This window comes from Deinococcus sp., assembly GCF_018260555.1.
Taxonomy (GTDB): domain Bacteria; phylum Deinococcota; class Deinococci; order Deinococcales; family Deinococcaceae; genus Deinococcus.
Genome location: NZ_JAGLBB010000005.1, coordinates 1 through 25,624 on the forward strand (window position 1 = coordinate 1; position 25,624 = coordinate 25,624).

Annotated in this window: 34 protein-coding genes and 2 pseudogenes; 30 read left to right on the forward strand and 6 right to left on the reverse strand. The window is 69.2% G+C overall.

The window, feature by feature from the left end; genetic code table 11:
- The 3 genes from QZ271_RS01855 to recA form a co-directional block, all read left to right on the forward strand.
- The coding region (locus QZ271_RS01855; protein WP_291428452.1) for a hypothetical protein at positions 1-237 on the forward strand (237 nt) is incomplete at its 5' end.
- Positions 234-1,343, forward strand: a complete 1,110-nt coding sequence (thpR, locus tag QZ271_RS14490) for an RNA 2',3'-cyclic phosphodiesterase (protein ID WP_367114288.1) — start codon at positions 234-236, stop codon at positions 1,341-1,343. The genes QZ271_RS01855 and thpR, both read left to right, overlap by 4 nt.
- 9 nt (positions 1,344-1,352) lie before the next feature.
- Positions 1,353-2,423 (forward strand): recombinase RecA, encoded by a 1,071-nt coding sequence (gene recA, locus QZ271_RS01865; RefSeq protein WP_291428454.1) that lies wholly within the window; start codon positions 1,353-1,355, stop codon positions 2,421-2,423.
- Positions 2,424-2,886: 463 nt separating this feature from the next.
- Here recA and QZ271_RS01870 read toward each other — a convergent pair whose 3' ends face one another.
- Both QZ271_RS01870 and QZ271_RS01875 read right to left on the reverse strand, forming a co-directional pair.
- On the reverse strand, positions 2,887-3,471 hold the full coding sequence (locus QZ271_RS01870) for a biotin transporter BioY (protein ID WP_291428456.1): 585 nt from the start codon (positions 3,469-3,471) through the stop codon (positions 2,887-2,889).
- A gap of 74 nt (positions 3,472-3,545) precedes the next feature.
- Entirely contained in the window at positions 3,546-4,559 is a 1,014-nt protein-coding gene (locus QZ271_RS01875; RefSeq protein WP_291428457.1) for a biotin--[acetyl-CoA-carboxylase] ligase, read from the reverse strand.
- Between the two features lie 270 nt (positions 4,560-4,829).
- Here QZ271_RS01875 and QZ271_RS01880 point away from each other — a divergent pair, with 270 nt between their 5' ends.
- The gene (locus QZ271_RS01880; protein ID WP_291428458.1) at positions 4,830-5,258 is read left to right on the forward strand and encodes a Fur family transcriptional regulator; all 429 of its coding nucleotides are present in this window, start codon (positions 4,830-4,832) and stop codon (positions 5,256-5,258) included.
- A gap of 60 nt (positions 5,259-5,318) precedes the next feature.
- On the forward strand, positions 5,319-6,047 hold the full coding sequence (locus tag QZ271_RS01885; protein ID WP_291428461.1) for a hypothetical protein: 729 nt from the start codon (positions 5,319-5,321) through the stop codon (positions 6,045-6,047).
- A 136-nt stretch (positions 6,048-6,183) separates the two neighbouring features.
- On the opposite strand, the gene QZ271_RS01890 is transcribed toward QZ271_RS01885, so the two are convergent.
- The 3 genes from QZ271_RS01890 to QZ271_RS01900 are packed head-to-tail and all read right to left on the reverse strand — an operon-like array spanning position 6,184 to position 8,932.
- Positions 6,184-7,659, reverse strand: coding sequence for a recombinase family protein (locus QZ271_RS01890; RefSeq protein WP_291428463.1), 1,476 nt, complete (start codon positions 7,657-7,659; stop codon positions 6,184-6,186).
- Positions 7,660-7,670: 11 nt separating this feature from the next.
- The gene (locus QZ271_RS01895) at positions 7,671-8,330 is read right to left on the reverse strand and encodes a hypothetical protein (protein WP_291428464.1); all 660 of its coding nucleotides are present in this window, start codon (positions 8,328-8,330) and stop codon (positions 7,671-7,673) included.
- A complete protein-coding gene (locus tag QZ271_RS01900) occupies positions 8,330-8,932 on the reverse strand; it encodes a hypothetical protein (RefSeq protein ID WP_291428465.1) in 603 nt (200 codons plus the stop codon). Before QZ271_RS01900 ends, QZ271_RS01895 begins: the two co-directional genes overlap by 1 nt.
- A 118-nt stretch (positions 8,933-9,050) precedes the next feature.
- On the opposite strand from QZ271_RS01900, the gene QZ271_RS01905 reads away from it, so the two are divergent.
- From QZ271_RS01905 to QZ271_RS02025, 25 genes and pseudogenes are all read left to right on the forward strand, one after another.
- On the forward strand, positions 9,051-9,263 hold the full coding sequence (locus QZ271_RS01905; RefSeq protein WP_291428466.1) for a helix-turn-helix transcriptional regulator: 213 nt from the start codon (positions 9,051-9,053) through the stop codon (positions 9,261-9,263).
- Positions 9,260-9,406: a hypothetical protein gene (locus tag QZ271_RS01910; protein ID WP_291428468.1), complete on the forward strand. Its 147-nt coding sequence runs from the start codon at positions 9,260-9,262 to the stop codon at positions 9,404-9,406. The genes QZ271_RS01905 and QZ271_RS01910 overlap by 4 nt, the downstream gene beginning before the upstream one ends.
- Positions 9,403-9,591 carry a hypothetical protein gene (locus QZ271_RS01915; protein WP_291428470.1) on the forward strand — a complete coding sequence of 63 codons (189 nt, stop codon included), beginning with the start codon at positions 9,403-9,405 and terminating at the stop codon, positions 9,589-9,591. The genes QZ271_RS01910 and QZ271_RS01915 overlap by 4 nt, the downstream gene beginning before the upstream one ends.
- A 59-nt stretch (positions 9,592-9,650) precedes the next feature.
- Positions 9,651-10,100, forward strand: coding sequence for a hypothetical protein (locus QZ271_RS01920; protein WP_291428472.1), 450 nt, complete (start codon positions 9,651-9,653; stop codon positions 10,098-10,100).
- The gene (locus tag QZ271_RS01925; RefSeq protein ID WP_291428473.1) at positions 10,100-10,234 is read left to right on the forward strand and encodes a hypothetical protein; all 135 of its coding nucleotides are present in this window, start codon (positions 10,100-10,102) and stop codon (positions 10,232-10,234) included. Before QZ271_RS01920 ends, QZ271_RS01925 begins: the two co-directional genes overlap by 1 nt.
- A complete protein-coding gene (locus QZ271_RS01930; RefSeq protein ID WP_291428475.1) occupies positions 10,231-10,485 on the forward strand; it encodes a hypothetical protein in 255 nt (84 codons plus the stop codon). The genes QZ271_RS01925 and QZ271_RS01930 overlap by 4 nt, the downstream gene beginning before the upstream one ends.
- Before the next feature lie 94 nt (positions 10,486-10,579).
- Entirely contained in the window at positions 10,580-10,765 is a 186-nt protein-coding gene (locus QZ271_RS01935) for a hypothetical protein (protein ID WP_291428476.1), read from the forward strand.
- Positions 10,762-11,319: pseudogene (locus QZ271_RS01940) on the forward strand (Rad52/Rad22 family DNA repair protein); the annotation flags it as partial. The gene QZ271_RS01935 and the pseudogene QZ271_RS01940, both read left to right, overlap by 4 nt.
- A 254-nt stretch (positions 11,320-11,573) precedes the next feature.
- The gene (locus QZ271_RS01945) at positions 11,574-12,083 is read left to right on the forward strand and encodes a hypothetical protein (RefSeq protein WP_291428478.1); all 510 of its coding nucleotides are present in this window, start codon (positions 11,574-11,576) and stop codon (positions 12,081-12,083) included.
- Positions 12,070-13,026: a hypothetical protein gene (locus tag QZ271_RS01950; RefSeq protein WP_291428480.1), complete on the forward strand. Its 957-nt coding sequence runs from the start codon at positions 12,070-12,072 to the stop codon at positions 13,024-13,026. Before QZ271_RS01945 ends, QZ271_RS01950 begins: the two co-directional genes overlap by 14 nt.
- Entirely contained in the window at positions 13,023-14,102 is a 1,080-nt protein-coding gene (locus tag QZ271_RS01955; protein WP_291428482.1) for a hypothetical protein, read from the forward strand. Before QZ271_RS01950 ends, QZ271_RS01955 begins: the two co-directional genes overlap by 4 nt.
- Positions 14,099-14,608, forward strand: coding sequence for a hypothetical protein (locus QZ271_RS01960; RefSeq protein WP_291428484.1), 510 nt, complete (start codon positions 14,099-14,101; stop codon positions 14,606-14,608). The genes QZ271_RS01955 and QZ271_RS01960 overlap by 4 nt, the downstream gene beginning before the upstream one ends.
- Positions 14,605-17,565 carry a ParB/RepB/Spo0J family partition protein gene (locus tag QZ271_RS01965; RefSeq protein ID WP_291428485.1) on the forward strand — a complete coding sequence of 987 codons (2,961 nt, stop codon included), beginning with the start codon at positions 14,605-14,607 and terminating at the stop codon, positions 17,563-17,565. The genes QZ271_RS01960 and QZ271_RS01965 overlap by 4 nt, the downstream gene beginning before the upstream one ends.
- A 57-nt stretch (positions 17,566-17,622) precedes the next feature.
- Positions 17,623-18,045: a hypothetical protein gene (locus QZ271_RS01970; RefSeq protein ID WP_291428487.1), complete on the forward strand. Its 423-nt coding sequence runs from the start codon at positions 17,623-17,625 to the stop codon at positions 18,043-18,045.
- The gene (locus tag QZ271_RS01975; RefSeq protein ID WP_291428489.1) at positions 18,042-18,704 is read left to right on the forward strand and encodes a 3'-5' exonuclease; all 663 of its coding nucleotides are present in this window, start codon (positions 18,042-18,044) and stop codon (positions 18,702-18,704) included. Before QZ271_RS01970 ends, QZ271_RS01975 begins: the two co-directional genes overlap by 4 nt.
- Positions 18,701-19,504: a hypothetical protein gene (locus QZ271_RS01980; protein ID WP_291428491.1), complete on the forward strand. Its 804-nt coding sequence runs from the start codon at positions 18,701-18,703 to the stop codon at positions 19,502-19,504. Before QZ271_RS01975 ends, QZ271_RS01980 begins: the two co-directional genes overlap by 4 nt.
- A 2-nt stretch (positions 19,505-19,506) precedes the next feature.
- Positions 19,507-19,929: a hypothetical protein gene (locus QZ271_RS01985; protein WP_291428492.1), complete on the forward strand. Its 423-nt coding sequence runs from the start codon at positions 19,507-19,509 to the stop codon at positions 19,927-19,929.
- A 44-nt stretch (positions 19,930-19,973) separates the two neighbouring features.
- Positions 19,974-20,258: a hypothetical protein gene (locus tag QZ271_RS01990; protein WP_291428494.1), complete on the forward strand. Its 285-nt coding sequence runs from the start codon at positions 19,974-19,976 to the stop codon at positions 20,256-20,258.
- 29 nt (positions 20,259-20,287) lie between these two features.
- Positions 20,288-20,755 (forward strand): annotated as a pseudogene (locus tag QZ271_RS01995) (RusA family crossover junction endodeoxyribonuclease); the annotation flags it as partial.
- Between the two features lie 34 nt (positions 20,756-20,789).
- Positions 20,790-21,404, forward strand: a complete 615-nt coding sequence (locus QZ271_RS02000) for a hypothetical protein (protein ID WP_291428498.1) — start codon at positions 20,790-20,792, stop codon at positions 21,402-21,404.
- Positions 21,401-23,059 (forward strand): hypothetical protein, encoded by a 1,659-nt coding sequence (locus tag QZ271_RS02005; RefSeq protein WP_291428500.1) that lies wholly within the window; start codon positions 21,401-21,403, stop codon positions 23,057-23,059. Before QZ271_RS02000 ends, QZ271_RS02005 begins: the two co-directional genes overlap by 4 nt.
- Positions 23,060-23,144: 85 nt before the next feature.
- Positions 23,145-23,714, forward strand: a complete 570-nt coding sequence (locus QZ271_RS02010) for a hypothetical protein (RefSeq protein WP_291428502.1) — start codon at positions 23,145-23,147, stop codon at positions 23,712-23,714.
- Between the two features lie 64 nt (positions 23,715-23,778).
- Entirely contained in the window at positions 23,779-24,171 is a 393-nt protein-coding gene (locus QZ271_RS02015; RefSeq protein WP_291428504.1) for a hypothetical protein, read from the forward strand.
- Positions 24,168-24,536 carry a hypothetical protein gene (locus QZ271_RS02020; protein ID WP_291428506.1) on the forward strand — a complete coding sequence of 123 codons (369 nt, stop codon included), beginning with the start codon at positions 24,168-24,170 and terminating at the stop codon, positions 24,534-24,536. Before QZ271_RS02015 ends, QZ271_RS02020 begins: the two co-directional genes overlap by 4 nt.
- Positions 24,533-24,994, forward strand: coding sequence for a hypothetical protein (locus tag QZ271_RS02025; RefSeq protein ID WP_291428508.1), 462 nt, complete (start codon positions 24,533-24,535; stop codon positions 24,992-24,994). Before QZ271_RS02020 ends, QZ271_RS02025 begins: the two co-directional genes overlap by 4 nt.
- Here QZ271_RS02025 and QZ271_RS02030 read toward each other — a convergent pair.
- Positions 24,991-25,614: a hypothetical protein gene (locus tag QZ271_RS02030; protein ID WP_291428510.1), complete on the reverse strand. Its 624-nt coding sequence runs from the start codon at positions 25,612-25,614 to the stop codon at positions 24,991-24,993. The genes QZ271_RS02025 and QZ271_RS02030 overlap by 4 nt on opposite strands.
- Between the last annotated feature and the right edge of the window lie 10 nt (positions 25,615-25,624).

Below are 25,624 nucleotides of genomic sequence, written 5' to 3' on the forward strand. Positions count from 1 at the left end.
GCCGGGAGCACGCCGCTGGAGCGCACGCTGCACGTCAACTGGCCCGGCGACGCCGCGCAGGTGCGGGAACGCGCCGCCGTGAGCGCCCTGTCCCTGCTGCGCGCCGCCCTGGCTGGCCCGCCCGCCCCCGCCGCCACTCCAGCCGCCACTCCGGCCGACTCACGGACCAGTTCTCAGACCGATTCACAGACCAGCACCCCGGATTCCGCGCAGCGGCCCGAAGAAAGGACCGCATGAAGATCAAGAAGACCACCCGCACACCCCAACCCGCTGCCCCGCAGGACGGCCGCAGCGCCCTCCAACGCGCTCTGGCCGAAGCGCGGCAGGACAGTGCGGCGCCCAGCACCGCGCAGCGCAGCACCGAACGGGGCAGCACCGAACAGGGCAGCACCGAATCACGCAGCGCTGCACCAACGACGGCCGGGCCACGCCCCGCATCCCCCCGGGGTGCCCCGTCCGGGCAGGCGCGCGGCCCGAAACCCGACCGCGAGCCGCCCAGGGGTGACCAGCCGGACCGCCAGAAGCCGGAGCGTGCCAGACCCGCCGGGGCGAAACCCGGTGGTGAGCGGCCCCCCCGCCCTGCACAACCGGGCGCCGCGAAGCCGGGGGCCGCGAAACCGGCCAGAGCGGGCGGCACTCCTGGCCGCGAGCTGGGCGACGAGCACCAGCCTCCGGGGACGCAGCGGCTGTTCTTCGCGCTGAAGGTTCCCGCGAATCTCGCCGGGCCGATCCGGGAGGCGCAGCGTAAACTGCGCGGCAACTGGCGCAACGTGAACGCCGATCAGATGCACGTCACGCTGGCGTACCTGCCGGCCGTGCCGAACGAACGCGTGGATGAACTCAAACGCCTGGGCGTGCAGCTCATGCAGGACCTCGCGCCCATGCAGGTGCACCTGCGCGGCACCGGCTACCACCCCAACGAGGGCAGCCCGCGCGTGTGGTTCGTGAAGGTCGAGGCCGAGGGCCTGCCCGAACTGGCGCAGGCGCTACGCGACGGCATTCATGAACTGGGCCTGCGTACCGATGACCAGCCGTTCAAGGGCCACATCACGCTGGCGCGCAAGAAGGGCCCGGCGCCGCGCGTGCCGCCGCTGATCTTCACGCAGAACTGGCAGGCGGGGGGCGCGGTCCTGTACCGCAGCATTCTGCGCAAGACCGGTCCCCTCTACGAGACCGCCAGCACCTTCCGCTTCCGCGCGCCGCCCACAGAACCGACCACCCAATCCATTTCCACTGAGCCCATTCCTACTGGGCCCAGCACCCCCGGAGCCAGTACGCCCGGAGCCAGTACCGCGCCCACCACGACCTCCCCGGCCCCACAGGCCGCCCCGGACAATCAGTAAGGAGACACCATGAGCAAGGAAAAAGAAATCACTGCCGCCCCCACCGACGCCAAGGAACGCGCCAAGGCCATCGACACCGCCATGAGCCAGATCGAAAAGGCGTTCGGGAAGGGCAGCATCATGAAGCTCGGCGCGGAAAGCAAACTGGACGTGCAGACCATCAGCACCGGCAGCCTGAGCCTTGACCTGGCGCTCGGCGTGGGCGGCATCCCCAAGGGCCGCGTGACCGAGATCTACGGCCCGGAATCCGGCGGGAAGACCACCCTGGCCCTGAGCATCATCGCGCAGGCCCAGAAGGCCGGGGGAACCGCCGCGTTCATCGACGCCGAACACGCCCTGGACCCCGTGTACGCCCGCGCGCTCGGCGTGAACACCGACGAACTGCTCGTGTCGCAACCCGACAACGGTGAGCAGGCGCTGGAAATCATGGAACTGCTGGTCCGCAGCGGCGCCGTCGATATCGTCGTCGTGGACTCGGTCGCCGCCCTGACCCCCCGCGCCGAGATCGAGGGCGAGATGGGCGACAGCCTCCCGGGCTTGCAGGCGAGGTTGATGAGTCAGGCGCTGCGGAAACTGACCGGGATTCTCAGCAAGACGAACACCGCCGCCATCTTCATCAACCAGGTCCGCGAGAAGATCGGCGTGATGTACGGCAACCCGGAAACCACCACCGGCGGCCGCGCCCTGAAGTTCTACGCCTCCGTGCGCCTGGACGTCCGCAAGATCGGGCAGCCCATCAAGGTCGGCAACGACGCCGTGGCGAACACCGTGAAGGTCAAGACCGTGAAGAACAAGGTCGCCGCGCCCTTCAAGGAAGTCGAACTGGCGCTGGTGTTCGGCAAGGGCTTCGATCAACTCAGTGACCTCGTCACGCTTGCCAGCGACATGGACATCATCAAGAAGGCCGGGAGCTTCTACTCGTACGGCGATGAACGCATCGGCCAGGGCAAGGAGAAAGCCATCGCGTACATTGCCGAGCGTCCCGACCTGGAAAACGAGATCCGCGAGCGCGTCCTGAGCGCCATCCGCTCCGGCAATGCCCCGGAACTGCCCGCCAAGCCCCCTGTCATCGCTGAATGAGGTTGATGGTTGACAGGTGACGGGTGATGGTTGACGGGTGATACGGATTCCGTTTGTTTCGTTGACAACCCGGGAGGGCACCGGGTTGCCAACTCCACGTCCGGAACCCGCTTTTCTCCTACTCGCTCCGCTCGGATTGAATGGTCTTTGCAGCCCATTCAATCGGAGTCCGTATGAGGGGGAGGGGCCGGTGAGCCTCTCCCCCGTTTCATGGCCCCTGTTCGTGCCGGGCGCCTGCCATCTGGCTTACTCTGCCGTCCCTCTTTCGGCGGATGCCGCGTGCGTGCGGCGCGGCGCAGACTGGGCGCAGGCCTAGGGGTGGGGTTTCCGCGTGGGAGACATCGACAACCCACACCCAGGGTCAGAGCCCCCCACCCGGGTGAAGGTGGGGGGCTTTTTCACTGCCTGTAGCAGCTGAGCGGCAGTCGAGCTTAGCGGCGGGTGAGCTTAGCGGCAGTCAAGCTTAGCGGCGGGCGAGCTTCCAGGCGGTGGGCAGCAGCAGCGCGGCCAGCAGCAGCTTGAGGGTGTCGCCGATGATGAAGGGGGTCAGGCCGGCGGCCATGAGGGCCGAGCCTTTCAGGCCGGTGATGGCGCCCAGGACGGGCAGGCCGATGGCGTAGATGACGACGCTGCCGGCCAGCATGGCCAGGCAGGTGCCCAGGAACCGGCGGTCCAGGCCGAAGCGTTCGACCAGGAAACCGACCAGCGCGGCGGCCAGCGGGTAGCTGATGATGTACCCGATGCTGGCGCGCAGGCCGGTCCCGGCAGTGTTCATGTAGCCGCTGGCACCGCCGGCGTACACGGGCAGCCCGGCCGCGCCGGCCAGGGCGTACAGCAGCACAGCCGCAAAGGCGCGTTTCCAGCCGAGGGCCGCGCCGACCAGCAGCACGCCCAGCGTCTGAAGGGTCATGGGGACCGGCTGCAGGGGCACCTGGGCCTGGGCGAGCAGGGCGATGAAGGCCGCGCCGCCGCCGACGAGCAGCAGGTCGCGCACGAGGCTGGGGGTGGGGGCCAGCTCGCGGGCCAGGGTGGGGTGGGTCATGGTCATGGTGGTCTCTCCTTGCAGGTGGGGGCGGGGGGGGACGGACTGTCAGCGGTCTGGCCGGGACGGGGGTGCCCCGTTCAGGGAGCCGGGCCGCTGCGGCCTTCGGGCGCGTCGGGGGACGGGAGGGGGTCGTCCGGGTTGGCATCCGTGTTGGCGTCCGGGCCGAGGCTGCCGATCAGTTGCACGTCCCCGGCGCTGACGGTGCGGGGACCGGCGGGCGTGGTGACGATCAGGCTGCCCTGCGCGTCGAGGTCGGTGGCGGTGCCCTCCAGCAGGCCCGCGTGCGTCTGAATGCGTACCGGGCGGCCCAGCGTGACGTTCGCGGCCCGCCACGCGGCCAGCGTCTGGTCGGGCGTGGCGGCCAGCGCGGCTTCCAGTTCGCGCAGCAGGGTGCCGAGCAGGGCGGCGCGGGTGGGTTCCGGGGTGCCCGGGGGGTGCAGGGCGCTCAGGTGCGCGGCGTCCTGCGGGGCGGCCGTGACGTTCACGCCGATACCGATCACGACCCGGCGGGCTTCCTCGCCGCGCAGGTCGGCTTCGAGCAGGATGCCGGCCAGTTTGCGGCCTCCGGGGGCGAGCAGGTCGTTGGGCCACTTCAGGCCTCCCACCCCGGCGGCGCGGTGCAGGGCGACCCCGGCGGCCAGGGGCATCAGGGGCAGGTCGGCCAGGGTCAGGGGCGCGCCGTTCGGGCCGCTGGTCAGCAGCACACTGAACACCAGGGTGCCGTTGGTGGTGTCCCAGGTGCGGCCCCGGCGTCCGCGCCCGGCGGTCTGGCGTTCGGCGACCATGACGGCGCCGTGCGGAGCGGGATGGTCAGGGTGGTCGGCCCAGGCGCGCAGGGCGTCCTGGGTGCTGGTGACGGTGCCGTGGTAGCGCATGGCCTGCCCCAGCGTGCCGCTGCGCGCGGTGAGTTGCGGGGCGGGCGTGCCGGGTGCCAGGGCGTACCCGGCGCGGGTGACCTGCACGGGAACGCCGCTGTCGATCAGGCGGCGGGCCAGGGTGTTCACGGTGACGCGGTTCACGCCAAGGGCCTGACCGAGCGCGTCGCCGGTCTGGGCGCGTTCGGTCAGGAGGGGAAGGAGGCGTTCGGACATTCGTTCAGTGTTCTACGCGTTTTTCTGAACGAAGGCAACTGAACCCGCTTCGTCAAGTACCTTGAAGCTCACATGGCGCCATGCCGGGAAAGCACCGGAACCTCTCCATTCCCGCTCCAACGTACTTTCTTCTGCTCCGCGCTCCGCGCGGTTTATCTACAGGATAAACGCAGTGTACTTAACCAGGGCTGGCCGGGCCGGACCGGGGGTGCGGCGGGCTTTCTTGTACGCGTCATGGGCGGGTCAGGACGCATTTGCTAGACTGCCCGCATGACGATGGTGCGGCACACCAAGCAGCGGGCGGCGGTGATCGAGGTGCTTCAGGGCGCGCGGTCCCACCCGGACGCCGCCTGGATTCACGCGCAGGTGCGCGGACAACTGCCCAGCGTGAGCCTGGGCACCGTGTACCGCACCCTGGACGCCCTGGTCCGCGACGGCGTGGTCGTCACGCTGGAACGCGCCGGGCAGGCCACCCGCTACGACTACAAGCACGAGGGAGACACCCACCACCACGCGGTGTGCCGCGGCTGCGGCGCGATCTTCGACGTGGACGCCGCCGTGATTCCCACGCTGCCCGCCTCGGCCTTGCCCGCCGGGTTCCAGGTGACCGACGTGCGCCTGGAATTCCTGGGCGTGTGCCCCGCCTGCCACGCGCAGGCCGACGCCACCAGTAGCGCTGCCAGTAGCGCCGGCGGCTAAGGACGCCCGGACAGGCCGGGGGGCGGTTCGTCCCGGTGGGCGGGGGGTACTCTGCCGCGTATGACCCCCGCGCCCCCTGCTCCACCCACCCCGGAACCTCAGGAGTTCCCGACCTTCCGACTGAACTCGTTCGTTCCGGCGTTCCTGCTGGGCTGGGGGCTGGGAGTGGCGCTGACGTTCATGGTGCGGGGCGTGGGGAGCGCGCTGCTGGGCGGTCCCTGCGAGGGCCGGACCGTCGTGGCACTGCTCGTGCCGCTGCTGCTGGGGCCGGGCGGGCTGGCGTTCACGGCCGCGAACTGGCGCCGTCCGCGCCGCGCGGCGCTCGGGCTGGGGCTGGTGCTGGCCTCGCTGCTGCCGGCGCTGTACGTGGGCGCGCAGGATATCGGCGGGCTGCGCCGCACGGGCTGCGCCGGCGGGTACGTGGTCGTGTCGCGCCTGGACAGCGCCGGGCAGGCGGGCGGCAGTGTCAGCCGGGTGTCACTGGTGGCCGGCACGTCACAGGAACTCACGGCGCGGGTGGGCGGGTACACCCCGCAGACGCACCCAGGCGTGTTCACGGTGCTGGCGCAGGGCAGCGCGCCGGGCATCCACGCGACCGTCACGCCGGACCGGGTGCGCGCGGGGCAGCCCTTCCGCCTGACCGTGTCGGCGGACCCCGGCGCGCCCGTGAACACCTACACCGTGGGCGTCAGCGCCCGCACGCCGCAGGGCGAGAAGACGGCCGAAGCGGCCGGAACCATCGAGATCGACGTGCGGCCCGCGCCCCAGGCCACGCCGCCCACTCCCTGAACCCGCGTCCGGGAGGGTAGGCGGTCCGCACGCGGATGGTACGCTCGGCCGGTGAATGTGACGGAACTTTCCAGCATTGCCCTTCAGACGTTCCTGACGATGAACGTCTAGCAGGTGGTAGCCGCCCGGGCGTCGTTCACTCCGCCCTGGCCACCGTCACCTGCACCCCGTCAATGCCGTCCTGGCCGACGATGAAGCGGATTCCCCACCGCTGCAGCGCGGCCTTTCTCGTTTCCAGGGTGGTGTAGGCCTCCAGGTGCCGGCTGAACGCTGCGGCCATGGCGTTCGCGTCGGTGCCCAGCGGCGGCTGCTTGGGCGGCACGTCCTGCATGAGGCGTTCCCGTTCGGCTTTGAGTGGTTCGAGGCGTCGCAGGGCCGCCGCTTCGGGCAGGCCGAACCGGACGGCCATGTCGAGCACGTCCGCCATTTCCGCTTCGATCTGCTGGATGCGGGCGTGGTGGTCGGGCATGGGCATCTCGGGGTCGCTGGCCAGGGCTGCGGCGAGCGTCTCGGGGCTGGTGAGGATTTGCACGGCGGTCTGCCAGCCGATGGCGTCGAGTTCGGGTTGCCGGTGGCTGCGGGTGTTGGGGCACAGGGGTTGGCCGCGGGCGGCGCGGATGCTGCGCATCTGGTGGTGCCGGCAGACGTACACGGCCCAGCGGGGTTTGCCTGCGCGGTCGCGGCTGACGTGCAGGGTGAGGCTGCTGCCGCAGGCGCTGCATTCGAGGTGGCCGCCCAGAAGCGCGGGGTAAGGGCTGCGGGCGCGGCCGCGTTTGCGCCTGGAGTCGATGGCGGCCTGCACGTCGGCCCACTGGCCAGCCGTGATGAGCGCTGGGTACGTGAGGGTGGTGGTGGTGCCGTCCGGTCCGGCGTACTCGATGCGGCCGAGGTATCGGTCGTTGCGCAGGATGCGGCGGATGTGGACGCCGTTCCAGCCGGGCTCGCGCCTGGTGCTGCCGCTGCGGGGCGGGGTTATCTCCTGGCGGTTGAGTTCGGCTGCGATTGCCTCGGTGCCGTGGCCGTTCAGGCACATGTCGACCATCTGCTGGTAGATGGGGGCGTGTTCGGGGTGGGGTTGGAGCGTGGTGCTGCGGCCTCGGTCGTCGCGCAGCAGCTGGTAGCCCCAGGGCTGGCGTCCCTCGGGCCACTGGTTCTGCTGGGCCTTGGCGAACTTGCCGTTGCTGAGGTTGTAGATGATGGTGGTGTAGTCGTTCTCGGCGTCCACGGCGTCACGGAGGAATTCTTTCCAGTTGCGGCGGTCGCGGAGGTTGCCGACGCCGGCGATGTGGACGGTGGCGCCGAGGCGGTGGAGGCGGCGGGCGATGCCGACGGTGACTTCGACGTGGCGGCCGACTCGGTTGGGGTGACTCCAGACGACGTGCAGGCCTGGGTGCTGCCGGGCGAGTTGGTAGTACTGGTTTTCGAGGCCGCGTTCGTCGTCTGCGCCGCTGACGGCTTCTTCGATCCAGCTGGTGATGTTGAGGCCTGCGCGCGTAGCTTCGCGCATGATGTCGTTTCGTTGTCGTTCGGGGCCGTAGCGGTCAGCCTGGGCGACGGTGCTGACCCGGATGCCGCCGACGGCTCGAAGGTTGCTGGGCATAAGGGATGTCATGTCGCTCCGGGTTATCCCCAGCACACGCCGATCAGCTGGTGCCGACTGGGCAGTGTATGGAATGAGACGTTGGCTTCCTTGGGGAACATGCGGGCAGGTTCAGGAACTCGGTCAAGCCAGCCGAAGGGCAGGCCCCAGTTGCACTGCGCGACATGCTGGATGAAGTGGCCGTTCATGATGAAGGCGGCCCGGGCTGCCTGTGGGTCGTCGTAGATCAAGCGGCACATCGCCATGTCAGGCGGTGTGCCGCTGAGTTTCTGTAGTTCCCTGACGGCCCGCGCGGTCACTCCGTGCCGGGCTGTGACGTGGTCCACGAGGGGCTGCGGGATGCGAAGGAAAGGAATGGCATGGTTGCAGAGGTTCTCGATGACGTTCCAGCCGACCTCGTCCCCGAATTCCGCGACGATCTCAGCTTCCAGGCCACTCCACCAGAGCATGACGTGCGCCATTTCGTGCCTGAGGACGTCGCTGTTGCCGTAGTACCAGGGCTGGACGACGATGCGGGCTCCGCCAGCGGCTTCCGGGTAGGTGCGGTTGAGCAGGCCCATGCGGACGCGCATTTCCAGGACTCTGGCGAGCTTCAGGGCGTGCTGTTCGTGGCCTGCGTAGTCGAGGAGGGCGCGGACGTAACGGATGTAGTCGGATACGAGATAGGTCGTGTCGTACGTCATCAGCGCAGGTACCGCCGGGTCAGGAGGAAGTACTCGTACCAGTCCTCGACTGTTTGCGGGCCGTTGTCTGGGCCGCCGAAGTTACGGGGCGCAGCAATGATTTTCTGAACGATCGGGTCGCGGAGTTCCGGGTAGCGGTCGCCGTGTTCGTCGATCACCTGCTGCAACTCTTTGGGGATGATGACAGGGGTGTCGCGGAACGCTACGACAGGCGCGATTGGTGGGGCGCCAGGCGCCGTTTGCAACCCTTGTTCGGCTGGGTCGTGAGAGACGACGGGTACTGCCGAAGGGCTGTAAAGCCCAGTCAGTTCCTGCCACCGCTCCGGGTTGTAGCCGAGGACGGCGCGGAGGGCTTCTCTCACTTCCAGGGAGGCACGGGAAAGAGGCGCCGATCCACGTTCGAGTTTATTCAGATAGTCGGGAGTGATCTCTTGACCATACTTTTGCATCTGGGCGACGAAAGCTGGGCGGTTCAGCCCCAGATCAAGCCGGCGCTCTTTGATCAACGTGCCGTGAACCTGGGCGCGTGGATCAGATTCAGGGGCCTTAGCAGGTGGCATGAACCAGACCTGCCGTGAAGGTTCGATTCCCATTCCAGTCATACCGCCGCATACGGCGACTGTACCTAAATGGTTCCAGATTGGGCCGAAATGGGAACCAACATGGGACCATTACCAAGTTAGTATTGACACCAAATGGGCCTAGTCGTATTCTGTTCCCATGCCCGACACGCACGCCTCCGATCCCACTGCGGCAGCCGCGCGCGCTGCTATTGAGCAGCGGGGCATTTCCGCACGAAAGCTAGCCAAACGTTTGGGGATGAAGCCGCGCACTGTTCTCGACTTTCTTAATGAGCGGCGTGTAACCCGCGATAGCACGCGTATTTCCATTTGTCGCGAGTTGGGAATAGATCACGAACAAGGTGTGATGTGAACCCCTCTCTGCCCTCTCCCATGCTCGTCCAGCTCACCGTGGCCGAACTGGAGCAGCTGATCGAGCGCGAGCTCGCTGGCCACGCGGATCGCCCACTCACCAGCAGCGAGGCCGCCGAGTTCCAACAGGCGGCGCTGCTATGACACTCACGATCTCACGCCTCGGTAACAGCGAGAAGCGCCCACAAAACGTAACGGTCACCATCCGCAGCATCGTGAATTCAGAACTGGCACGCGCACAGCAGGCCGAGTTGCACCAGGTCGCCGCCACCATCCCCACTGACACCGCCCAGCAGGGCGTGCAGCAGACCCGCCGCCGCGCGGGCTGAAACACCAAACCCCTCCGGTCAAGGCTGTTACAGCAGCTCACGGAGGGGTCAGGAGACACATGAATCGTACGACACCCCCCACCCCCCTGACCACCCCCCCACTGAAGGTCACGCTGTCCACCACGGTAGACGCCTTCACCCCCCAGGCGCAGGACCTGCCCCTCACCAGCCCTCTCGGCAAGCGCCGCCTGTTCCGGCACCGCGCGTGGTACGAACGCACCACCCCGGACGGCTGGCTGCGCGTCAAGTTCACGCCCGGCTGGCTCACCACCCTCCCCAGCGGGCGCGTCACCGTCCTGCGCGAGACCGTCATCCGGGACGAACCCGGCGCCCTCACGACCGAACTCACGCGCCTGCAGGACACGTACGGCGTTCATCTGTGGCTCGCGCCGATCAACATGCCGCACAGCTGGCCGTGGGGAAACACCCTCTGGTGGGGCGAGAACGACCATGCCCGGCAACTCCGCATCGGCCGCAAGGCCGCGCTGAAGACGGCGGTGGCCGCGTAATGCGCCGCCTTCCCGACGACATTCAGGACGTGTTCCACAAGGCGGCGACCGAGTTCCTGTGCCGCAGCCACACCGTACCAGTCGTGCTGGTCCTGCTGGCCCTGCCGGGCCTGCTGTTGGCGGTGTTCGGATGAACCGCCACGACCGCGCCAACCTCGAACAGATCGCAGTGCTGACCGATGAACTGGCCGCGCAGGGCGTGACGGTCGGCAGCGGGTACCGCCCGAGCGTGTGGTGCCTGAACCCCGGCTGCCACGCGCCGCACGCGGCGGACGCCCTGCGCTGCCCCGAGTGCGGGACGCCGCACCCCCGCCTGTGTCAGTGCGGCGAGGCCCTGCGACCCGACGGGTCCGTGTTCTGCGAGTCCTGCGACTCGCGCCGCTAAAGGAGGTTCCTACCGTGCTGATCTTCGCCCTGACCGTTATCACCATCACGCTGCTGGCCGCCGCCTTCATCGACCGCACGCGCGAGGTGGCCGCATGAAACGCTTCCTCGCCCTGCTGCTCCTGACCGTCAGCGCGTACGGCCTGCTGCTGGTCCTGGCCCCCGATTTCGGGCCGGACATGCCGGGCGCGCTGCGGTTGCTGTGCGTGCTGCTGTTCCTGATCGCCTTCGTCGGGTTGTTCGCCACCTGCGCCGCCCTCTCTCACCGGGAGCGCCCATGAACCTCAGCGACATGCAGAAGCGCCTGCAAGCCCCGTTCCCCGCGCACATGGTCAGCTGGAAGCCCGCCGCCCTGACCAAGGACCGCAGCCGCGCCCTGCTGCTGGCCTACATTGACGCGCGGGCCGTGCAGGACCGCCTGGACGCCATCTGCCCGGACGGCTGGACCTTCAGCGTCGAGGTTATCCCCGGCACCCGCCAGCCCACCGTCAAGGGTGCCCTGACCGTCCTGGGCGTCACCCGCGAGGACATCGGTGAGGCCCCCGAGGGCGACCTGGGCACCCTGAAAGCCGCTGCGAGTGACGCCCTGAAGCGCTGCGGGGTTCACTTCGGGATCGGGCGGTACCTGTACGACCTGCCACGCTTCTGGGCGGACTGGGACGACGCGAAACGCCAGCCCGTCAGCACCCCGGAACTGCCGGACTGGGCACGTCCGGAGCAGGAACGCACGCCCGGCGGCGCGTACCTCGTCCAGGTCATGAATCAGTTGCGCCAAGAACTCCCTGAGGATCTCGACGTGCAGCGCGAGGTGTGGCGGCACCTGAAAGCCGCGCTGAAGTGCCTGGAGCAACCGGAAGCGGCGGCCCCAGCGCAGGACACCACCCTGACCCGCCAGGGCGCCGCGAACCTGCACCGCCAGCTCGGGCCGCTGCTGCCCGGCCTGCGGGACGCCGAAGTCAAAGCCTGGGTGGGCGAAGTGCTGGGCCGTGAGATCACCAGCTTCGAGCAGATCCGCATCGGTGAGATCCACGCGCTGAAACTCGCGGCGCGCAACCGACCGCAGGGCGACACGCCGGGACAGGTGGCGTGATGGGCCAGATCGCCCTCGTCGGGAAGCTCGGGCAGGGTCGCGTCGCCCTGGTCGATGACGCGGACCTGCCGCTGCTGTCCACGTACCGCTGGCACCTGAGCCGGCGCGGGTACCCGCGGGCGTACCTGCGCGGCACGAAGGGCCGCACCGTGAACCTGCACCAGCTGCTGCGCGCCCCAGACGGCAGCGGGTACCGGGATCACATCAGCGGCGACCCGCTCGACAACCGCCGCGTGAACCTGCGGCCCTGCACGGTCGAGGAGAACAACCGCAACCGCCGCGCGCACCGCAACAACAAGACGGGCTTCAAGGGCGTCAGCGCGTTCGGAACTGGCTTCCGGGCCGTGATTCACCAGGGCCGCCGGCAGATCTACCTGGGGACGTTCCCGCACGTCCTGCTGGCCGCCCTGGCGTACAACGCCGCCGCCACGGCGCTGCACGGCCCGTTCGCGCGGCTGAACGACGTGGACCTCGCGCCACTGCTGGGGGCGATGAATGCGGCCGACTGACACCCTGCGTCCCCTCCTCGATGAGATGTTCACCACGAGCGCGGACGCCTCGGCGGGCGTGCACCGCAAGCTGCCCGGCGGCCTGCACGTCAAGGCGGCCGTGAAGGGCGAGCGCCGCATGCTGATCGTGTGGCGCACGGCGGACCGGCTGCCCAGCGCGCGGGAGTGCGAGGTGGTCGGCGCGGCCGCCGGGATGATCACCCCGACGTTCCGCTCCTGGCAGTGCCGGGAGAGTCAGGACGCCTTCCTGATCACGGAAGGCTTCACCGGGCAGGCCTGCACGCACGACTGGAGCATGACCGCTCCGGTGGACGGTGGTCACGCCAGCACCTGCGGCCGCTGCGGCGCCACCTGGCAGCGGACACAAGCGGGCCGAGCCAAGACCGAGCGCCTGACCTACAACGGCGAGAAGGTCTCCCCCGCCCGCTTCGCGCAGTTCCTGGAACGCGGCCCGGCCGGTGAGCAGCCCACTGAGCAGGCCGCTGCGGTCGTCCACGCGGCCCAGGAACCCCTGTGGGCCGCGCCAGAGGTTCAGACCCCCGCCGCGCCGCCGCCACCCCGTCAGCAGGCTTCCAGGAAGGCGGCGCGGCCGTCCGGTCCGGAAACCCCGGCTGAACAGGCCGAGCGGGCCCGCCTGACCGGACTGCTGACCTGCATCACCTTCTGGTCCGCCTGCTGGAGTCCGTGGTTCCGGCGGTCCGTGAGCATCGACATGCGCCGCGCCACCCTGCGGGGCTCCACGCTCGACGAACTCCGGGACGAGGTCCGCAGCGCCTACGTGCGCCGCACCGTGCCGTACGTCGTGCCGTACGTCGTGCCGTACGTGCTGCTGGCCTGCCGCTGGCGGCACCTGACCCGCGCCCTGCCAGAGCACGCCACGCCCAGGCCGAAGACCCGTCAGAAGTCGGCCCGCGCGGCCCGCACGAGAAAGGCCGCCGCATGAGCTTCAGTGCACCGAGCTACACGCAGACACCCAACGAGCTGTTCGCCCTCCAGGCGGACATGAAAGAAGCCGAGTTACGCGTCACGCTCGCCATCGTCCGCGCCACCTTCGGGTGGAACGCAGGTGGCCAGCTCGCGCACCTGACGCTGGACATGCTGATGTTTGACACCGGCCTGTCGAAGCAGGGCGTCATGAACGGCGTGAACGCCGGGAAGACGCGCGGCACCCTTGTGTTTCTCAAGCAGGGCAAGGAGGTCTACTACGGCCTGTCCATCTCCCAGGACGGCGCGGCGGCGGCGGGCGCGAAAGGTCAACCTAGTAGACCCAAGTTGATCGCCCCGGATGGTCAACCTAGTAGACCCAACGAGGCCAGCAAAGGTCAACGTAGTAGACCGACCGGGGACGGCGAAAGTCAACGTAGTAGACCGAGTGAGTCAACGTACTTGACCCAAACGGTCAACCTAGTTGACTCAGATGGTCAACCTAGTGGACCTTTGACCCCTGTTTTTCCTGCGCCCAGCCGGGAAAAAACAGGTGCCCAAAGACAGCTTACAAACAGGAAAGACACTGAAAGACAAACAGCAGCGGAGGGCCTTGACCTACGGACGGCCCCGGCGGCGGCGGTCAGCGACGGTCACCTGAACGACCAGGACCAGCCCTCCGGTGCTGATCGCACCGGCACCCCTGGCGGGGCGCGGGCGGCGAACGCCACGACCGGTCACGGGATCACTCAGGCCACTGCGAACGCCGGACAGACCACCGCCACGGGCACTGAACAGGTTCCGGGCGCGCCGGGCGCGGCGCTCGCCGCCCTGGTCGCCGCGCTCGCCCCCATGGACGCCAGCACGCTGATCGCCGAGACGCCCCTGCGGTCGCACTGGACGGCCATCCCCGCCGACCAGATCCGCGAGCTGCACGGCACGCTCCGCGCCGAACGCGGCGGCCGCGCCTACCGGGGCGCGCTGATCGAAGCCCTCGACCGCGCCGCGCTCACCATCCACCGCGCCGCCAGTCCCGCCCCCACCACGACGAACGTGGGCGACCTCGTGCGCGCCCGCCTGAAAGGAACCCGATGACCCACCACGACGCCACGCCCGCCCAGGATGTGACCGACCCGGTCACCGCCGCCGAGGTCACCCCGGAAGTCCTGAGCCTCGCCCGGCTGATCAGCGCCCACCCGAACGCCGCCCGCGCCCTGCAGGCCAGCATCGCCCGGCAGCAGGCTGCCCGCGCCGCCGCGCAACGCTCCACCCCGACGGTGAGCTGCCCGCACTGCGATGCGCCCGGCATCGTGTACCTGACCCTGCCCGGCCGGGACGGCCCCCAGGAGTTCCGCCGCAAGCCCAGCGACTGCTGCCAGGAGGCCCTGCGTGATGCCGCCGAGCTCGCCCTGCACTACGCCCTGAACCCCAACAACGACCCCACCGAGCGCGTCGAGAACGCCGACCTGTACGCCGCGCTGAAGGCCAGCATCACCGACCCCGCGCTGCTGCGCGAACTGGACACGCACGAGGTCCTGCTGGCCGACATCGAGCGGCGCGTCTTCGGGCTGAACCGCCCGCAAGGCGGGGTGGACAAGTGAGCCGCCTCTCCCCCGACGTGCAGGCCGCGCTGCGCGCCGCGACGATCAGCGAGGACGGCCTGACCCTCACCCTGGCCGGGCAGCTGGACCGCAAGGTCTATCAGGCGACCGCCAAGGCCATCGAGACGCTGGGCGGCAAGTGGAACCGCAAGGCCGGGGCGCACCTGTTCCAGACGAACGCACGGGATGTACTGGCCCGCGTGCTGGACGGCGAGGCACTGCCCAAGAAGAACCCCCTGGCGTACTTCGCGACACCCGAGGAACTCGCCCGGCAGGTCGTGAACGCCGTCGTGGAACTGGACGGCGTGCGGGTCCTGGAGCCCAGCGCCGGCACTGGCGCGCTGGCCGACGTGCTGCGCGAGTACGGCGCGCACGTGGACGTGATCGAACTCGACGACACACGCCGCGCCCACCTGCAGGCCGCCGGCTACCGCGTGGTCGCGCAGGACTTCCTGACCTTTACGCCGAGCGAGCCGTACCCGGCCATCGTCATGAACCCCCCGTTCCGCAGCGAGGACGACGCCCAGGCATACATCGCCCACATCGAGCACGCCTGGACCCACTGCCTCGCGCCCGGCGGCACGCTCGTCGCCATCGCCCCATCCGGCTTCACGTTCCGCCAGGACCGCCGCGCCGCCGCGTTCCGCGAGTTCGTCGAGCAGCACGGCGAGTACGGACTGAACGACGAGCGCGCGTTCGTCGAGTCCGGTACCGGCGTCCAGACCGCCACCGTCTACGTCCGCAAGCCCGCCGAGGAGGCCGTCATGCCCGTGAAGAAAGCCACCAGCAAGAACACCGACCAGCCCGGCCACACCGCCTTCCAGCAGATGGTCAAGGAAACCCGCGAGAAGATGAACGCCCAGCCCAAGGGCGGCAAGAAAGCGAAAGTCGCACCCGCCGCCGCGCAGGAGATCAGCGCCAGCAGCGACGCGGATCTCCCCTTCCCCGTGAGCGAGGCGCAGCTGGAAGCCGCTATGGCTGAGCCGGCCCCCGCGCCCGGCCCGATCCTCAACACCGACCAGCTCAACTGGCTGCCCGTCACGGCGCTGGTGGCCAGCCCGCTCAACCCCCGCAAGAAGTTCCCGCAGGAGGCCCTGGACTCCCTGGCGAACAGCATCGCCGCGAAAGGCCTCATGCAGAACCTGGTCGGGCGCATCATGCCCGGCGCGGACACCGTGGAGGTCATCGCCGGTGGCCGACGCCTGCGCGCCCTGACGCTCCTGCACGACACCGGACGCCTGCCTGACGGGTACCTCGTGCCGGTCCGCGTGCAGGACATGACCGACCTCGACGCGCTCATGCTGGCCGTCGCGGAGAACAGCGAGCGCGCCGATGTGGAGCCGTTGGAGGAGGCCGACGCCTTCGTGGAAATGATCCGGCTGGGCGCGAGCGTCGAGGACATCGCTCTGCGGTTCAAGTGCAGCGCCCGCACCGTCGAGAAGCGCCTCGTGCTGGCCGAGGGCCTGGGCGAGGACGCCCGCACCCTTCTGGCGGACGGCAAGATCGTGATCTCCCAGGCGCAGGTGATCGCCCAGACCAGCGGGCCGCTGCGCGAGCATGTGATCACGGCCGCGAAACGTGGCGACAGCGCCCAGCGCCTGCGCGACATGATCGCCAGCTGCACGTTCCTCGTCGAGCGCGCCAAGTTCGACGTGGCCACCAGCGGACTGGAGATCATCGAGGACCTGTTCGGGGACCAGCCCGCCCGCTTCGCAGATCCGCAGGCGGCGCTCGCGCTCCAGCTCGCGTGGGTCGAGGAGCGCCGGAAGACCCTCAGCAAGAAGAAAGAGCAGCACTTCGTGGACGTGGTGAAGCTGGCCAAGCAGTACCTGCATCTCCCCCACGACGCCTACACCGCCTATGGCGCGCCCGACAACATCAAGGGCACCGTGATCATGGTCAGTACCCAGACCGGCGAGGTGAAGCAGGAACGCTGCGCCCGGGAAGCCGACATCAAGAGCGCCCGCGCGAAGGAACAGGCCGCCGATCGCGCCAAGACCGCCAGTGAGGCGACTGGCAGCGAAGGCGGGGCCATCCGCAAGAGCGGCTGGGTGGACGCCCATCAGGCCCGCGCGACGGCCCTGCGCGCCGCGCTGGTCGGGGACCACAAGCGCACCGTGGCGCTGACCATCCTCAGCCTCCTCCAGGCCACGCCTGTCAGCCTGCGCGCCAGCCTCGAGTACTCAATGCCCACCCCGATCCCCACCGGCCTCGCCCGCCTGAAAGAGATCGACGCGAAGGTCGGCGGGCAGCTCGGCGTGAACGGCCACCACCTGCCCAAGCGGCCTATCACGCACGAATTCAAGGGCTACAACCCAGAAGGCGCGGACGTCCTGCCGTACCTGGATCTGCTCATGACCCTGAGCCTGGAAGACCTGCTGGACGTGCAGAGCGTCCTGATCGCGCAGGCCGTGGGCGGCTGGAGTGAATTCAACCCCATGCACGCGCCCTACGCATTCGTCACGCGCCTCGCGGCCGACACGGGTGCCACCGTCCAGATGAAGCTCACGGACGCTCACCTGAAGGCGTACCCGCGTGACCGGCTGATCGAACTGGCCGAGGACGCCGGGATTGCCGAGGGGCACGGCGTGAAGAACGGCCACATCAGCACCCTGACCACCAACACGGAGATCCGCGCCGCGATCCTCCAGCACGCCGACGCCCTGGCCGAGCGCGGGTACGTGCCGCCCCTGGCCCGCTTCCCCGAGGTGGCCGACACCGCCCAGGCCCGCAAGTACCGCCAGGACGCGAAAGACCTCGTGGCGCGACTGGACGGTCAGCAGATCAGCAGCCTGCTTGAAGACCTCGGCATCGACCCCACCGCCGATACCGCAGCGGACGGCCTGAACGTGCTCCAGCAGGAAATCGACGACATGAGCGACGCCGAGCTGCAGGACTGGCAGGGCCTGCGCGACATGGCCCAGCCAGTGCCAGCCACCGCGACCGCTGCCGACTGACCGCCCCCAGGAGGCCGCCGAAGCGGGTGGCCTCCCCCTTCCTCCCAGGAGCCCCCCATGAAGCAAACCCTGAAAGTCCAGCTAGACGCCATCAAGCACGAACGCGACAAGGACGGGGAACTGTTCACCACCCTGCACCTGGAACTGCCCGGCGAGGGCCTGAACCTCCAGCACCTGCGCCGCGCGCACCGCATCAGCACCAAGAAGGACTCCCGCGCCATCGCCACGTTCACCCTCCGCATCTACGGCGGCGGCGACCGCCGCGCCTGGACCTGCAAGAGCAAGGGCAGCAAGACCACCGACTTCAAAGTCGTGGCCGTTGTGGAACTCCCCTTCAACGCTGCCGCCCGCTTCGAGCATTACCTGAACGCCCTGCCCGGAAAGTACGACACCGAATTCACCGTGGAGATCGAGGACGCCAGCAACACCCCCATGTTCCCGAAGGACGACGACGACCGGGACGAAGGAATCAACGCATGACCCAGCTCACCGCCGCCGACGTAATTGAACGCTTCCTCGACTGGGCGACCGACCCGAGCCTCGTCATCCTCGACACGGAAACCACCGGCTTCGACGGCGAAGTGATCGAACTGGGCCTCGTGGACGCGGATGGCCGCACACTGTTCGACGAACGCTTCCGGCCCACCTGCCCTATCGACCCGCGCGCGCAGGCCGTGCACGGCATCACGGACGCCGACCTCGCAGGCTGCCCGAGCTTCGGGGAACGCTGGCCGGACATCCGGGACTTGCTGACCGGCCGCCGCGTCGTCATCTACAACAAGCGCTTCGACCTGCCCCGGATCTGCGCGACGCTGGACACCACCCTGCCAGGCTGGTTCGAAGCGCCGGGCGGCGCGGCGGGCGGCAGCGCGGACCTCAAAACTTTCAACGCTATCAGCCGAAGTGCGGAGTGCGTGATGGACGCGTACTCGCCGCTCGCCGGTTCCTGGAACGACTACTACGGCACCTACCGCTGGGCGAAACTCGCCGACGCCTCCGCGCAGCGCGGCGTGGACGTCAGCGACCTCGCCAAGCACGCGGCCGTGAGCGACTGCGTGCAGGTCCTACGGCTCATCCGCGCCTGCGCAGCCCTGGACCCCGCCGACTTCCCCTGGATCGGGCACGAGGACCGCCTGTGAGCCCACTGCCCCCCATGCCCGAGGACCTGCACGGCATGCGCATGACGGCCACGACCGTGCAGCGCCTCCTGACGCCCGAGCAGCGCGCCCGCCTCGCGGAACTGGAGGACGCCGTTCGCGTGGGCGGGGCAGCCGCCGTCCTCGCCGGTCGGGCCCTGGCGGAGATCCGGGACTGCGGCCTGTACCTGGGCGCGTTCGCGACGTTCGAGGCGTACGCCATGGACACCTTCGGGTTCAGCCGCGCCCGCGCGTACCAGCTGATCGATTACGCAGCGGCCGCCACGGAGTTCGAAGCGCGTGGCCTGAGCCTCCCGCCGGAGCGCGTCACCCGCGCCCTGGGCGGCATCGTCCCTGACGACTACCAGCTGGTGATCGACGTGGCGCGCAGCGTGACCGGCAAGGACCGGCCCAGCAGCGCGGACGTGCAGGCCGTCGCGGACACCGTGCGGGACCTCGCGGCCGGGGCGCACGTCGAGCACCCCGACACCGGGCAGAGCGTCCCCCTGACGCAGGTGCCGCCCGAGCGACGCGTGGAGGCCGTCGCCAGGGCCGCGCAGCGGGGCGCGCAGGACCGCACCCGCTACCAGGGCGCCACGCCGCAAGGCCAGGCGGACGACGTGCGGCCCCTGGACTGGGCGGACGGCCTGCGCGCCGTCGCGGACGTCGAGCTGCGCGGCACGGGCGGCGGATGGCAACTGATCGTCACCGACCGCAGCAGCGGCGAGCGCCGCGAAGGCCCCGAGCGGCCCACCGTCTGGGACGCCATCCGCCACGCCAGAAGCGCGTGGGAAGGAGAATGACCGTGACGAACACCGACCGAGTGCTCAGCATCCTACGCGCAGATCCGGCAGCCCTTTGGACGCCCGCCGCCATGAGTCTCCAGATGCGTGTACCGCCCGCCACCGCTGGCGCTGTACTCCGCCGCCTGTACGGCAAGGGATGGATACACCGGAACGACGACGGCCTGTACTCACTTCAGGGGCCGCCCGAGCCGCCCATCGTCCAGGCCCTGCCCGCCAGGCGCCCTCAGTCGCCAGTCACCAACCTGGAATGCGAGTTGCTGACCGGCACGCTCCGCCGCCATGGCCGCCCCATGAGCGGCGCCATGCTCGCCGGACGCCTCCGCTCCAGCGGGTTCGGCCTGGAACGAACGGACCACGTGATCGAGGCCTGCCTCACCAGCGGCACGATCACGCGCCTGGACGACGGCCGAGTGAGCGCATGACCGGCCGCGAAAGAAGCGCCCTTCACGCATCCTGCACGGGCGGCGTGACCGACTGGCACGCGCCAGACAAAGCCGAGCAGCTCAGCGTTCTCCAGACGCGCACGTTCCCGTACGATCCGCGTACTCAGCGCGTGCTGGCCGGACCGCACAAGGGACAACCCGTCTGGGACGCCATTCAAGCCGAGGTTCCACGCCTGTTGAGGTCCTTCGCTCACGTCACCGTCACGCACGTCACCGTCCGCCCCTGGCAGCGCTGGTGGCAACGAACACCCGCCAAGCGCCTGATCCCTAGCTGCCCACTCTCAGGGACGACAGGCGGGCCCGGCTGAAGTTCACGGACGCCACGCTGCGCGAGTACATGCAGCGCCACCCGCGCCTGTTCCAGCAGCCGCCGCCCGCCCCCGGCCCCGCCGGGGCGGGTTTCCCGTGCGCCCCCGCCGCGCCGACCACCGTGGCGACCCTTCAGACCGGCCAGAGCCTGCGCTTCGTGCTGCCGTACCCGCCCAGCCTCAACCGGATCTGGCGGGCCATCATCACCCGCCGGGGCGGCAAGATCGTCGCCCGGATCCTGCTCAGCCTGGACGGCCGCGCGTACCGCCAGAAGGTCATCGCGCACGTCGCGGACCTCGACCTCCCCGCCCTGCCCAGCGGCGCACGCCTCGCCCTTCACCTGCACGCCTGCGCGCCCGACCGGCGCAAGCGGGACCTGTCCAACATCCCCAAGGCCCTCGAAGACGCCCTCACGCACGCCCAGCTCTGGGCAGACGACTCCCTGATCGACGACCTTCGCGTCACGCGCGGCCCCATCACCCGCCCCGGCCACGTCATCGTGACCATCACCCCCATCCCCGGAGCCCACCATGACCAGTAAAGCCGACCGCCAGGACGCCGTGCCCATGCTCACCCCCGACCAGCAACCCGACCTGTACCGCCTGCTGGCCGTCTTCAGCGGCATCGCCCGTCCCACCCTGTCCGCACTGGTGGCCGCTGGGTTCCACTCCGGTCGACGCGCCGAGCCGATCAGCGAGCAGCACCGGGCGCTGCTGCGCCTGCTCACGCAGCAGGCCCGCATCCGCTGGACCACCGAAGGCCCCGACGGTCCCGGGTACGTCCTGACCGGCCACGGCGAAATCGCCCTGGTCACGTACCAAGCGAAGTACGGCCCGGCTCACGCGCCCCGCCGCTGGCCGCCCCTGCGCGAAGTCCTGGTTTTCCGTCTCGTCGGCGGCTTCACGGCCGACACGTCCCGCACCCTCAAAGCCGCGCTGGTCGCCGCTGAAGTCATCGAGAAGCACGACGACGTCGCCAACATTTACAAGGAATTGCTGGCCACCCTCGTGCACGCCGGGTACATCGTCCGTGACGGCGACGGGTACGTCACCACCACCCTGGGTCAGATCGAACTGGAGAAGTACCAGCAGCGCTGCCCACCCGAACCCCGCTCCCGCATCAAGCCCCGCAAGGACCGCGCGTGACCATCAAGAAACCCAAGTGGCAACGCAACTTCGACGACGCCGCCGAACTGGAGCACCGTCACCGCACCCGCAAGCCGCGCCGGGTCCACACCCGCACCCTGGAAGACCTGGCGGTCGGGGAGGTGGTCTGGTATCGACCCACCGCCACCGAAGCCCCTCACGCCGGGGAGCGCGGCACCATCACTCGCCCTCCCCGCGTGGCGCCCGAGCAGCTGATGCTCACCGTGGAATTCGCGGACGGCCACCGCCAGCGCGTCACGTTCGCGCAACTCCAGATCCCCGCGCCGCAGCCGCCCTACACCGTCACGCCCGCCCTGGGCGCCACGGTGACGTACACGCCCACCAAGCCCACCGCCAACCGCGCCGGGCAAACCTGCGTCGTCAAGCGGCAGCCCACGCACACCCGGAAGTTCCACAGCGTCCGCCTGCAGTTCCGCAATGGGGACGAGGTGAACGCGCCCCTGGAGCAGATCAGCCTGATCCACGAGAGCCCCAACCCAACCGAATACCTGGACGCCGCGCGCCGCACCCGGTCCTGGGCATTCCTCATCACGCAGGCCGGTGACCCCGCCACGCAGGTCGAAGCTGAGGCGCGGGCCCGCCAACTCGCCGGGATCCTCACCCCCAAGGCCGTCGCGTCCATCCGCCCCCAGCTCACCGTGATCCTCCTCGAGGAGGCCAAGCAGGAAGCCGCGAAACTGGCCGAGCAGAAGGCCTTGCTGCGCGGCCGCCGTGGCGAAGTACGCCACCCCCACCTGCCCGTCCCGACCGACGAGGCCGCTAACCTCAAACTCGATCAGGAGCAGCGCTGGTGGATGAACAAGATCGCCGAGGCCATCCACCAACGCTGGTTCCTGAGCGACGCGGACGTGCTGGAGAAAACCACCAAGGAACGCCAGCAGGAGAAAATCACCGGCGTCCTCAGCGTGTACCTGCGCAAAGCCCAGAGCGACGCCGGCATGGTCCCCGTCAAGAGCGACGGCAACAGCAAAGGCAGCGCCGTGTTCGGCCAGCTGCACGACGCCCTGGCCGACATGTACGCCCTGGCCCTGGAAAGCTGCCAGATGGCCGCTTCCGGGAAGGGCGACCACGCCCTCACCCTTGCCCTGCAGGTGCAGGCCCGGCGACGCGAGATCGCCAGCCTGACCACGCAACTCCGGCGCGACCAGCCCCAGCACAGTGTCGGCCGGTACTTCCACGGCGACGTCCTCAGCGTGCGCGAACAGCACGAGGACGGCGGCATGACGCAGTACTACGCCCGCGTGACGTTCATCTACCACGACGACGGGCACAACCTGATCGTCGCGAACGCCCCTGAGATCGAAAGCCTCTCCGGCATGCGCGTCGGCGCGCAGGCCTGGACCAGCCTGTGCCGCTGGGTGCTCGACATGAGCGACCGCGAGGACGGCCGCCAGCAGGGCCGCCGGCAGGAGGACCGCGAGCACCTGATCTACCGCGACGACGACGGGCATCTGCGCCAGCGGGATCTCGCGAAGTACCCAAACATCATCCGCGCGCTCGAAGCCATCCGCCGCACCCTCCTGATGGACCACGACCTGAAAGGCGTGCTGGAGAGCGAAATCCCGTTGGATAAGCCGCTGCCCGGCGAGCACCCGCCCATCAGCCAAGCGGAGCCGCGCGATGGGGGGGCTTGACAAAACTCGGCAGAATTCGCCTAATCTTGATCAAGCTGCACTTCGAGTATCAACAAAAGCCCCCGCCCAGCGCGGGGGTTTGTCGTTGTGTGGAAATCCACTCGTCGAGAGGTGCCTGTTCCCCGAGGACGCCGTCATCGCGCCCAGCTCTGAAGTGACGCGCGAAACCATCCGCGCGATCAACCCCGAGGGTGGCGCGAGCATCGTCGTGGAGGAGAGAGTCACCGAGACGACCATCAGCTACGAGATTCCGGTCCTGACCCCCAGCGAGCAGGTCCGCAGCCTGCACAACGGCGCTCCGGCCGTTGCCATGACCGATCCCGATTTCGCTGGCATCAGCGTCACCCCGTTCACCCCCGGCGCGAGCATCCTGGGCCGCATGGTCGTGATCGCCAAACGCCCCGGCACGAGCGCCGACCGCATGTTCCGCGTGTTCTGGCACCCCCGCGCCGCGCTGCAGAGCAACGGCCTGGGCGAAAGCCAGGGCGAGCAGACCCTGCTGTTCAAGGCCTCGGTGCGCGCCCACACCTACACCCCCGCCGCGAGGTTCGCGGACGTCAACACGCAGATCACGCAGTACGGCGCAATTTTCGGCGTGCCCGCCAGAACACTGAACGACCTGCTGACCGCACTCGACACCGAAGCCGCGACCTGATCCACCGGCCCACCCGCGCCGCCCTTATTTTGCGCGGGTGGCCTCCGCCCATAACAGGAGAATCATGTTTCCAATCCGTCAGACCGTCACCCTCACGGGCGGCAGCGTCACCCTGCACGCCTGGGGTGCTGAGGTGGCCGACGCGCACCTGTTCGACCTGCTCACGTTCACCAGCACGTTCGCCCTGGTCCGCGAGAACTGGGAGGAGATTGACCGTCAGGATGTCCAGCCCGAGGCGTGGGGGACGTTCTGGCGGCTCGCGCACGCCAGCCTGCGCGGGCAGGAGCTGCCCCGCCCCGTCACCTGGGCGGACCGGCTGACCCTGCTCACGGCCATGTGGGACCTGAACGACCCCCCGGAGCTGGAATCAAAACTGGACGCCCTGAGCCGACGCGCGAGCAGTCGCCTGGCGCAGTTGACTCAGGGCCACCCGACGACACCCTCGACGAGTACGTGATCCGGGTCTTCGGCGTCGCCGCGTACCCGCACGTGATGCAGATGCCGCCGCGCCTCATCAGCCGGGCCGCCGAGATCCACGCCGAACGGGAGGCAGAGGCACGCCTCAACGCGCTGGACGACGCCAGCACCGCCGCCGGGCTCAAACTGGGCCAGCGGTACGTGGACCCGAAAAACCCGTCCGGGCAGGCAAAAAAAGGCGATCCCTACTACAGCCTCGACCCGTTCAACGCGCACCTCCGCACCATCGAGAAACGCGCCCGGCCCTGGCTGTACACGCCCGCCGCCATCCGCACCCGCCGTGAGCTGGAGGAGGAGCGGCGCTGGCAGCAGGTGGAGAAAACCCTGGGAGGCATGCAGGCATGATCAACCTCGACGACCGCGCCCTGACCGCCGCCCTGGCCCGCATCGAGCAGACCACCAATGACCTGCCCGCCATCGCCGAGCAGACCCGCGCCGAGACGCTCGGGCACCTGATCATCGGAGCCAACGCGAACATCTACGCCACGCAACCTGGTGCGTACCGCCGCACGGGTGAGTACCTGCGAGGCCTGAACGCCACGGCCCGCACGACCGCCCTGCGCGCCACCGTGATCGCCAGCAACGATGCCGACCATGCCCGCGACGTGGAAACGGGCGAGACAGGCAACCTCCTGCAGCTCCAGGCCCAGGCTGCCGCGCGCAGTAACCCCAGAGCCGCGTTCACCCTTGGGCGCAGCGGCATCAACTGGGCGCGGCCCGGTCCGGTGATCACCGGCGCGCAGGCCTTTGCTGCCTACCGCTTGCGGGAGCTATTCGTGCTGAAGGTTCGAGCCGTCCGCTAGTTCAGCAGCAGCGTCCGGACCCGCGCGTCATTCATGTCCGCCCCGGACACCTCGCACGTGAACGCACTCCGGATTTGTGCCCCGAACGAATTCTGCGCGTCCACGTACGACGCCCACGTCCACTGCGACCCGTTCCATGCGGGCTGGGTGGGTTCCTCGAACCGCGCGCTGCTCGGGGACTTCAATTTCTTCCGCACGCTCGTCAGGCAATACTCCCGCACCGTGTAGGGGCTCTGCCCGGAGAGCGACAGCGCCTGCGCGGCCCGCTGCGCCTCCCGGTCTGCCGCTGAGATTTTCGGCCCGGCGTCCAGGTTCGCCCGGATGATCACGAACGCCACGGGCAGCATGACGATCCCGAACACGATCAACGCGATCCGGTTCCGGCGGTCCTCTCGCGCCAGTGCTTCCGGGCTCAGGGCCGCGCGGCGCAGCACCTCCGGGTTCGGCGGGGCGGGCGTCCGGACCTTCGGTTGTGGCGTTTTCGCTGCCACTCGCGCCGCTGCCTCCGCCTCGGCCCTGGCCTGCACCCGGAATGCCTCCTCAGCCCGGATGCGCTCCTGATCCTCAGCCGACAGCACTGGTGCCCGCTGCGAGTCCCGCCCGTACCCATCGCCACTCATCCCCCCACCG